The organism is Streptomyces corynorhini, from assembly GCF_003346515.1.
GTDB classification, from domain to species: Bacteria; Actinomycetota; Actinomycetes; order Streptomycetales; family Streptomycetaceae; genus Streptomyces; species Streptomyces corynorhini.
In genome coordinates this window covers 21,429-30,063 of the sequence record NZ_QQNA01000281.1, presented here as the reverse complement: position 1 = coordinate 30,063, position 8,635 = coordinate 21,429, and the positions used below count along the sequence as shown (strand labels likewise).

Annotated in this window: 11 protein-coding genes; 8 read left to right on the top strand and 3 right to left on the bottom strand. The window is 69.4% G+C overall.

Annotated elements, in window-relative coordinates; all coding sequences use genetic code 11:
• The 3 genes from DVH02_RS37010 to DVH02_RS28870 form a co-directional block, all read right to left on the bottom strand.
• A partial coding sequence (locus DVH02_RS37010; RefSeq protein ID WP_158575949.1) for a chaplin occupies positions 1 to 455 on the bottom strand: 455 nt, incomplete at its 3' end.
• A 102-nt stretch (positions 456 to 557) separates the two neighbouring features.
• On the bottom strand, positions 558 to 791 hold the full coding sequence (locus tag DVH02_RS28875) for a chaplin (protein WP_114626798.1): 234 nt from the start codon (positions 789 to 791) through the stop codon (positions 558 to 560).
• A gap of 226 nt (positions 792 to 1,017) precedes the next feature.
• Entirely contained in the window at positions 1,018 to 1,428 is a 411-nt protein-coding gene (locus tag DVH02_RS28870; protein ID WP_114626804.1) for a rodlin, read from the bottom strand.
• A gap of 232 nt (positions 1,429 to 1,660) precedes the next feature.
• On the opposite strand from DVH02_RS28870, the gene DVH02_RS28865 reads away from it, so the two are divergent.
• The 8 genes from DVH02_RS28865 (at position 1,661) to DVH02_RS28830 (ending at position 8,625) form a co-directional block, all read left to right on the top strand.
• Entirely contained in the window at positions 1,661 to 2,071 is a 411-nt protein-coding gene (locus DVH02_RS28865; protein ID WP_114626797.1) for a rodlin, read from the top strand.
• A 167-nt stretch (positions 2,072 to 2,238) separates the two neighbouring features.
• A complete protein-coding gene (locus DVH02_RS28860; RefSeq protein WP_114626796.1) occupies positions 2,239 to 2,646 on the top strand; it encodes a rodlin in 408 nt (135 codons plus the stop codon).
• A 207-nt stretch (positions 2,647 to 2,853) separates the two neighbouring features.
• Positions 2,854 to 3,429 carry a hypothetical protein gene (locus tag DVH02_RS28855; protein ID WP_233518516.1) on the top strand — a complete coding sequence of 192 codons (576 nt, stop codon included), beginning with the start codon at positions 2,854 to 2,856 and terminating at the stop codon, positions 3,427 to 3,429.
• A 68-nt stretch (positions 3,430 to 3,497) separates the two neighbouring features.
• Positions 3,498 to 4,295 carry an exodeoxyribonuclease III gene (locus DVH02_RS28850; RefSeq protein ID WP_114626795.1) on the top strand — a complete coding sequence of 266 codons (798 nt, stop codon included), beginning with the start codon at positions 3,498 to 3,500 and terminating at the stop codon, positions 4,293 to 4,295.
• 165 nt (positions 4,296 to 4,460) lie between these two features.
• Positions 4,461 to 5,204, top strand: a complete 744-nt coding sequence (locus DVH02_RS28845; RefSeq protein ID WP_114626794.1) for a DUF1684 domain-containing protein — start codon at positions 4,461 to 4,463, stop codon at positions 5,202 to 5,204.
• 51 nt (positions 5,205 to 5,255) lie between these two features.
• The gene (locus DVH02_RS28840) at positions 5,256 to 6,785 is read left to right on the top strand and encodes an ABC transporter substrate-binding protein (RefSeq protein ID WP_114626793.1); all 1,530 of its coding nucleotides are present in this window, start codon (positions 5,256 to 5,258) and stop codon (positions 6,783 to 6,785) included.
• Positions 6,785 to 7,753: an ABC transporter permease gene (locus DVH02_RS28835; RefSeq protein ID WP_114626792.1), complete on the top strand. Its 969-nt coding sequence runs from the start codon at positions 6,785 to 6,787 to the stop codon at positions 7,751 to 7,753. Before DVH02_RS28840 ends, DVH02_RS28835 begins: the two co-directional genes overlap by 1 nt.
• Positions 7,750 to 8,625, top strand: coding sequence for an ABC transporter permease (locus DVH02_RS28830; RefSeq protein WP_114626791.1), 876 nt, complete (start codon positions 7,750 to 7,752; stop codon positions 8,623 to 8,625). Before DVH02_RS28835 ends, DVH02_RS28830 begins: the two co-directional genes overlap by 4 nt.
• The last annotated feature ends 10 nt before the right edge of the window (positions 8,626 to 8,635 follow it).

Sequence of the window (8,635 nt, the reverse complement as noted above, 5' to 3'; positions counted from 1 at the left end):
GAGCCGTACGGACCCTGCGAGCCGTACGGACCCTGCGAGCCGTACGGACCCTGCGAGCCGTACGGACCCTGCGAGCCGTACGGACCCTGCGAGCCGTACGGACCCTGCGAGCCGTACGGACCCTGCGAACCGTGCGAGCCCTGAGAGCCGTACGAGCCCTGCGAGCCGTATCCGCCGTCGGAGCCGTATCCCGAGTGGTGCGCCTTCGGGGTGCTCGACGTGTTGGCGCACACGTTGCCGAACGCCGGGTTGAGCAACCCGATCGGGTTCACGGTGTTGCCGCAGACGTTGACGGGGATGTCGATGGGCAGTTGGAGGCTGTTGCCCGAGGCCACGCCGGGTGATCCGACGACCGCCGCGTCCGCGTCGGCCGCCTGGGCCGCGCCGCCGCTCAGGGAGAGCACACTCGACGCCGCGGCGGCGGTGAGCAGTCCCTTGCTGATGAGGTCTCGCACGTGGTTCTCCTGAGTGAGAGTGATGCCAAATGAGGCCGGTCCCGAAGCGCAGGTCGGAGCGCGCTTCGGGACCGGCCGGGAACACCGTGAGGTCTTACGACGTCACTTGTTGACGCAGGCGTTGCCGAAGGAGGGGTTCAGCAGGGCGATGATGCCGATGCTGTTGCCGCAGACGTTGACCGGCACGTGGACCGGGATCTGGACGACGTTGCCCGACAGGACACCCGGGGATCCGACCGCGATCCCTTCGGCGCCCGCGTCGGCCATGGCCGGAGCGGCGGCACCCAGAGCCAGGACCATTCCCGCGACGATCGTCGCGGCCTTCATGCACTTCATCTTTGTCAGCCCTTTCCGCAGCGGCGAACGCGTCCGCACGACGGTCGTGGCACGCGAGCATCAGCCAGCTCAGCTCTCAACGTCCGCTGCTGAAGGTCCAACGATGACGACGCGACGAGGAAACTGCCCCGATTTGTCCGGGTTGGCGGGTTCACCCGACTGCCGTATCCGACAAAGGCGAACCGGCCCGGGGCATCGTCGCGCCGGGCCGGTTCATCGGCCTGGGTCAGCCGTTCGCGACACCGTTGCCCGAGAGGACCGGGATGTCGTTGATGAGGTGCGACAGCGGCTCGTCGCCCTTGGCCTGCGTCGAGTTCTCGGCGCACTGCTGGTTCTGCGGGTTCGACAGGACCTGGACGTCCTGGACGGTGACCGGCACGAGGAGGCCGACGAGCGAGCCGACGTTCGCCTTGACCGGGACGCCGAGGCACAGGTCGTTCAGCGAGCCCTGGATCAGCTCCGCCTGGGGGCTCAGGTCGCCCTTGGTGGCCGCGTTGCCGAAGGCGCTCTTCGCGCCGTTGCCGCTGAAGGACGTCGGGCCGTTGTCGTTGCCGATGGCGAGAGCGGGGGCCGCGGCGGCAGCGGAAACGCCGACTACGGAGGCGGCCACGGCCGCGCCGGCCATAATCTTCTTGATCACGGTGTGTTCCTTTTCCTAAGAAATGCAGATGCAGCGACCTGAACAACCGGGCCTGTGCGGTTTGGTTCTCCTGCTTCACCCGATCGGCTTGTGGACGGGCGCGGCATTGCCACGGCGTAATCGCCGGTAATAGGCCGTTGGAGTGAACGGCCAGAACCAAAGAAGCGGGAGGGAGTTGCTCAGGGGGCTCCCGGAACTTTGGGGCATCCTTCAGAAGGGGACTCAGATCGTGATCAAGAAGGTTATGGCCGGCGCGGCCGTCGCCGCCTCCGTCGTCGGCGTCTCGGCCGCCGCCGCGGCCCCGGCGCTCGCCATCGGCAACGACGGTGGGCCCACGTCCGCGAGCGGCAACTTCGCCACCCAGCAGTACGGGAACATGTCGACGTACGGCGACATGAGCCCGCAGATCGCCCTCATCCAGGGCTCTTTCAACAAGCCCTGCATCGCGCTGCCGGGCAAGGCGAACGTCGGCTCCCTCATCGGCCTCGTGCCGATCAGCGTTCAGGACATCAACGTGCTGTCCTCGCCGCAGAACCAGCAGTGTGTCGAGAACTCGACGCAGGCGAAGGGCGACGAGGCGCTGTCGCACATCCTGGACAACATCCCGATCCTGTCCGGGAACGGCCTGGCCAACCGCTGAAAATCGGCCCACCGGCCGGTCCGCCGCTGAAATCCGCGGCGGACCGGCCTTTTTCTCGAAAGGGCGATTACTCCATCCGGGGGAACGCCCGAAACCAATCCGCTTTCGGGCGAGTTGAGCAGCTCGGATTCCACCGGTGGAATCCGACTTTCTGGAAAGGCATTAAAATGAAGAAGCTGTGGGCAACCGCTGCTGTAGCGGCGTCCATCGTCGGAGCCACCGCCGCCGCGGCGTCGCCGGCACTGGCCATCGGTAACGACGGCGGCCCGACGTCGTTCAGCGGCAACGGTTCCGAGCAGGCCTTCGGCAACGCGGTGACCAAGGGCGACATGAGCCCCCAGCTGGGCCTGGTCCAGGGGTCGCTGAACAAGCCCTGTGTCGGTCTCCCGCTCAAGGCGAACGTCGGCTCCCTCATCGGCCTCGTGCCGATCACCGTTCAGGACGTCAACGTCCTGTCCTCCCCGCAGAACCAGCAGTGCGTCGAGAACTCGACGCAGGCGAAGGGCGACGAGGCGCTGTCGCACATCCTGGACAACATCCCGGTCCTCTCCGGGAACGGTGCGGGCAACCGCTGATCTCCTCCAGAGGCCCGGCCCGGCGTGCGAACGCCGGGCCGGGCCTCTGGCGTGTACGGACCCTGGTGTGTACGGACCCTGGCGTGTAGGGACCCCCGGTGTCCGGGCCCGTGGGAAGTGACCAACTTCATGGGGGCAGCAGGAGGTGCGCGTCCGCCAGCGGCTACATTGTCGTTGCTGGTAGGAGAGTTGAGGAGATCCGCACCTGTGCATGGCCGCCGACTGCCCTCGTGGGCCTGGGTTACCGCTCTGACCGCTGGCGCTCTCGCGGCCGTCACCGTACTCGCCGTACAGGCGGGCAGCGGCCCGCGGCCGCCCGCCGTCCCGACCGGACAGGCCAAACCCACCGCGAAGCCGTCCCCGAGCGCGACGGTGGCCCCCGGCCCCAGCGAGACGGCGAAGCGCGAGATACCCACCTCGTCGGGAGAGGGCCGCCGGATCGTCTACTCGCTGGGCGAGCAACGGGTCTGGCTGGTCGACCCCGACAACAACTACGACAACTCCTTCGCCGTGTGGCCCGGCACCATCAGCCCGGAGAAGGGCCCCTACGCGGTCTCCTTCCGGCGTGAGGAAGCCGCCGGGTCCGACGGGGTCGACATCCGGCACGTCGTCTACTTCGCGGTGAAGGACGGGCTCTCCGTGGCCTTCTCCCACGCGGTCGACGGCGCCTCGCCCCAGCCCGCGCCCGGCGCGAGCACGGGCGGCATCCGCGTCGGCGTCGACGCCGGAGAGGCGATCTGGAAGTTCGCCGCGCTCGGCACGAAGATCTCCGTGGTCGACTGACGGGACCGGTCGATCGGTGGCGCGACCGGACGGGTCGCCCGCCGGGCGGTGGCGAGTACTGTGCCTGGATGCTCACCGTGACATCCGTGAATGTGAATGGGCTCCGCGCCGCCGCCAAGAAGGGGTTCGTGGAGTGGCTGGCCGGCACCTCGGCCGATGTGGTCTGCCTCCAGGAGGTACGGGCCGAGCCGCACCAGCTCCCCGACGAGGTCCGCGCCCCCGACGGCTGGCACGCGCTGTACGCGCCCGCCGAGGCCAAGGGCCGCGCGGGGGTCGCGCTGCTCTCGCGGCGCGAGCCGGAGCGCACCCGGGTCGGGTTCGGCAGCGCGGAGTTCGACACGAGCGGCCGGTACGTGGAGATCGACCTGCCCGGCGTCACGGTCGCCAGCCTCTACCTGCCCTCCGGCGAGGTCGGCACGGAGCGGCAGGACGAGAAGATCCGCTTCATGGACGCGTTCCTCCCGTACCTGGAGCGGCTGAGGGCGAGCGCGGCGGCCGACGGCCGCGAGGTCCTGGTCTGCGGCGACTGGAACATCGCCCACCGCGAGGCCGACCTCAAGAACTGGAAGGCCAACCGCAAGGCGTCCGGCTTCCTCCCCGAGGAGCGCGCGTGGCTGGGCCGGGTCTTCGACGAGACCGGCTACGTCGACGTCGTACGCGCCCAGCACCCGGACCAGGACGGCCCCTATTCCTGGTGGTCCTACCGAGGCCGGGCCTTCGACAACGACGCGGGCTGGCGCATCGACTACCACGTGGCCACGGAGGGGCTCGCCGGGCGGGCCGTGAAGTCCTGGGTCGAGCGCGCGGCCACCCACGCCGAGCGGTGGAGCGACCACGCGCCCGTGACGGCGGTCTTCGACCTGTAGGAGACGCGGGCGGCGCCTCCGGGGTCGGTTTTGAGACGAGTGTCTCGCAGTGTGAACTTTCGTGGCCTGAAATGCTCCTATGTAGGTACGATTCAGCGGCTCAGGACCCGGCTGCGAGGGCGCGCCGGATCGAGCCCCGTCCGCATCGACCGAAGCGAGCCCCGCATGTCCGTACCGTCTTCGTCCCGCGCCTCCGCGTCCGTCGTCGCCGCCGCGCGGGCGGGTTTCGAGGAGTGGCGGGGCGCGCGCCGGGCGGCCGTCGTGGCGCCTCTCGGGAATCTGGCGCTCGTCGAGACGCGGTGGCTGCCGTCCCGCGTCGACGCCGAGGTGGCCCTGAAGCAGGCGCGCGCCGCGGCGGTCGAGGGTGTGACGGTGACCACAGTGCTGCGGACGGATCTGCGCACCGGGGAGCCCGAGCACGGCCTGCGGTTCTGGGACGCCGAGGCCCCGGCCGTACGGAACTTCGCGGACATCGACGCGTTCCCGTTCCACCCCGAGTGGGTGGTCGAGGCGCGCTACACCCCGGTCGCCACCGACCGGCGGGTGCCGTTCGAGCACATACGGGACAGCGGCGGCAGCCGGGAGCTGGTCGTTCCGGGCGACATCGCGGTGACGCTGGACGGCGTCGACTACGCGCTGTCCGCGTTCGACGACGACGGAACGCTTCTGCTGGTCTTCGGCGACCCGACCAACGGCGCGGACACCTACGGGGCCGGGCGGTTCCTCTTCGTTCCGCGCGAGCCGGGCGACTCGACCGTCGTGCTGGACTTCAACCGGGCCTTCGTACCGCCGTGCGGTTTCTCCGCCCAGTACAACTGTCCGTTGCCGCCGCGGCAGAACCGGATCCAGCTGCCCGTCGAGGCGGGCGAGAGGCTTCCGGTCTTCCACGGCGGCTACGCGGTGCACTGAGCGGACAAGCTCACCCAAGGCCCTGCCCCGGCGCAACAGGAGAAACCCCTCATGAGAACGAAGTCCGTACCGCTGCTCGGCGGCGCTCTGCTCGTCAGCCTGTCCCTCGCCCTCACCGCCTGCGGTTCCGGCTCGGGCGGCGGCTCCAAGGACGCGTCCGGCTCGTCCGGCTCGTACGACAAGAACGCGACCATCGGGATCGGGTCCCTGTACGAGCCGCAGAACCTGGACAACACCGGGGGCGGCGGGCAGGGCGTGACCGAGGCCCTCAACGGCAACGTCTACGAGGGGCTGTTCAGGCTCACCGACACCGGCAAGGTCGAGAACCTGCTCGCCAAGGACTACAAGGTCGGCCCGGACGGGCTCACGTACACCTTCACCCTGCGCAAGGGCGTGAAGTTCCACTCGGGCAAGACCCTCACCTCGGCCGATGTGAAGTACAGCATCGAGAAGGTCATGGCCGAGGACTCCCAGTCGGCGCGCAAGAGCAGCTTCGACGTGGTGAAGTCGATCGCGACCCCGGACGCGGACACCGTCGAGGTGACGCTGTCGGCCAAGTCGATCTCGTTCGTCTACAACCTCAGCTACATCTGGATCATCAACGCCGACGCCAAGAACCTCAAGACGTCGGAGGACGGCACCGGCCCGTACCGGCTCGACAAGTGGACCCGCGGCTCCGCGCTGAGCCTGGCCCGCTTCCCCGGCTACTGGGGCACCCCCGCCACCAACCAGAAGGTCGTCTTCCACTACTACAAGGACGCGACCGCGCTCAACAACGCCCTGATCACCAACGCCGTCGACGTGGTGACCAGCGAGCAGAGCCCCGACGCCCTCGACCAGTTCGAGAACAACCCGAACTACAAGGTCAACGACGGGAACTCGACCACCAAGCTGCTGCTCGCCTTCAACGACCGGGTCAAGCCGTTCAACGACGTCAAGGTGCGCAAGGCCGTCACCTCGGCCATCGACAACAAGAAGCTCCTCCAGTCGGTCTGGGGCGACCACGGCACGCTGATCGGCTCCATGGTCCCGCCGACCGACCCCTGGTACGAGGACCTGACCAAGGTCAACCCGTACGACGTGGCGCTCGCCAAGAAGGAGCTGGCCGAGGCGGGCTACGCCAAGGGCTTCGGCTTCACCCTCGACACCCCCAACTACGATCCGCACCCGACCGCCGCCACCTTCATCAAGTCGGAGCTGGCCAAGGTCGGCATCGACGTCAAGATCAACATCATCACGCCGGACGAGTGGTACACGAAGGTCTACAAGAACCACGACTTCAGCGCGACGCTCCAGGAGCACGTCAACGACCGCGACATCGTCTGGTACGGAAACCCCGACTTCTACTGGGGCTACGACAACAAGCAGGTCACCGCGTGGGTGAAGCAGGCCGAGGAGTCCGACACCACCGAGCGGCAGACCGCCCTGCTGAAGAAGGTCAACACGAAGATCGCCGAGGACGCGGCCAGTGACTGGCTCTACCTCTACCCGCAGATCGTGGTGGCCGGCTCCAAGCTCTCCGGCTACCCGCTGAACGGGCTGAACTCGCAGTTCTACGCCTACGGGATCAAGAAGGGCTGATGCTCTCGTACCTCCTGCGGCGGCTGGTCTTCCTGGCCGGCTCGCTGTTCCTGGCCAGCGTGGTGCTCTTCCTGCTGCTGCGGCTGCTGCCCGGTGACCCCGCGAACTCCCTGCTCTCGGTCGGCGCGAGCCCGGAGCAGATCGAGGCCGCGCGCCACGCGATCGGCTCCGACCGGCCGCTGCCCGAGCAGTTCGCGCACTGGCTGCACCAGCTGGTCACCTTCGATCTGGGCGACTCGTTCGTCAGCACGCTGCCGGTCGGCCCGGAGATCACCTCCCGGCTGAACGTCACCGTGCCGCTGACGCTGCTGGCCTTCGTGCTGGCCGTGGTGGTCGCGGTGCCCGTCGGCTACGCGGCGGCGCTGCGGGCGCACACCCGGTTCGGGACGCTGATCAGCGGCGTCTCCCAGCTGGGGATCGCCGTACCGGTCTTCTGGGTCGGCATGATCCTGATCACCGTCTTCGCCCTGCGCCTCGGGGTGCTGCCCGCCGGGGGCTTCCCGCAGGACGGCTGGGAGCGGCCGGGGGAGGCGCTCAACTCGCTGGCCCTGCCGGTGATCACGGTCGCGCTCGTGATGTCCGCGTCGCTCATCCGGTACGTGCGCTCCGCCGCGCTGGACGTCCTGGGCAGCGACTATCTGCGTACGGCGCGCGCGCTGGGCTCCTCCTTCACCCGCGCGATGTGGCGCCACGGGCTGCGCAACGGCGCCGTGCCGGTCATCTCGGTCCTCGGCGTCGAGCTGGCCACGACGCTGCTCGGCGCGGTCGTCGTCGAGACGGTGTTCGCGCTGCCGGGGCTGGGCAGCCTGCTCGCCCAGGCGGTCGCGCAGCACGACTACCCGGTGGTGCAGGGCGTGCTGTTCGTGTCGACGTTCGCCGTGCTGGTCATCGGCTTCCTCAGCGACCTCGCGCAGCGGCTGATCGATCCGCGGCTGCGCGGGCGGCTGTCCTCGGGAGGTACGCGATGAGCGGGGCGAGCGAGGCGCGGGAGGTACGGGTCGGCGCCGCCGGGCGGGCGCCGTCGCGGCGGCGGCGCTCGCCCGCGCTCGTCACCGGCTGCGTCCTGGTCGGCTTCGTCGTCCTCGTCGCACTGGTCTCGCTGGTCTGGCTGCCGTACGCGCCCGACGACACCACGGGCACCCGGCTCGCCGCTCCCGGCGGCGCGCATCCGCTCGGCACCGACAAGCTGGGCCGCGACCTGCTGACCCAGCTGATGACGGGCGCCTGGATCGCGCTGCGGGCCGGACTCGGCGCGACCGCGCTCGGCGGGGTGCTCGGCGTCTGCGCCGGGCTCGCGGCGGGGTTCGCGACCCGCTGGCTGGACGACACGCTGTCGACGCTGCTGGACGTGCTGATCGCCTTCCCGACCCTGCTGCTCGCCATGCTGATGGTCGCCGCCCGGTCCGCCTCGCTCGGCTCGGCGGTGCTGGCCATCGGGCTCGCGATGACGGCGGTGGTCGCCCGGCTGACCAGAGTGCTGGTCAAACGGGTGCTGGCACAGGACTACATCACGGCGGCGCGGACCTCGGGCACCTCCTGGCCCCGGATCGTCACCGGCCATGTGCTGCCCAACATCTGGCCGACCCTCGTGGTGAACCTCGCCCTCCAGTTCGGCCTCGCCGTGATGGCCGAGGCGAGCCTGTCCTTCCTCGGGCTCGGCGCCCCGCCGCCGAACGCCTCGTGGGGACGGATGCTCCAGGAGGCGCAGGCCACCGTCTTCACCGCCCCCACCGGGGTCATCGCCCCCGGTGTGCTGCTGGTCATGCTGGTCGTCGGCGTCAATCTGGTCGCCGACGGACTGCGCGACACGCTGGATCCCACCCGGCGGAGGACCCGATGAACGCCCGGCG

Coding starts and splice junctions, on each gene's coding strand:
- DVH02_RS28875 (WP_114626798.1), bottom strand. CDS start 791: ATGAAGTGCATGAAGGCCGCGACGATCGTCGCGGGAATGGTCCTGGCT.
- DVH02_RS28860 (WP_114626796.1), top strand. CDS start 2,239: ATGAAGAAGCTGTGGGCAACCGCTGCTGTAGCGGCGTCCATCGTCGGA.
- DVH02_RS28850 (WP_114626795.1), top strand. CDS start 3,498: ATGCTCACCGTGACATCCGTGAATGTGAATGGGCTCCGCGCCGCCGCC.
- DVH02_RS28845 (WP_114626794.1), top strand. CDS start 4,461: ATGTCCGTACCGTCTTCGTCCCGCGCCTCCGCGTCCGTCGTCGCCGCC.
- DVH02_RS28840 (WP_114626793.1), top strand. CDS start 5,256: ATGAGAACGAAGTCCGTACCGCTGCTCGGCGGCGCTCTGCTCGTCAGC.
- DVH02_RS28835 (WP_114626792.1), top strand. CDS start 6,785: ATGCTCTCGTACCTCCTGCGGCGGCTGGTCTTCCTGGCCGGCTCGCTG.
- DVH02_RS28830 (WP_114626791.1), top strand. CDS start 7,750: ATGAGCGGGGCGAGCGAGGCGCGGGAGGTACGGGTCGGCGCCGCCGGG.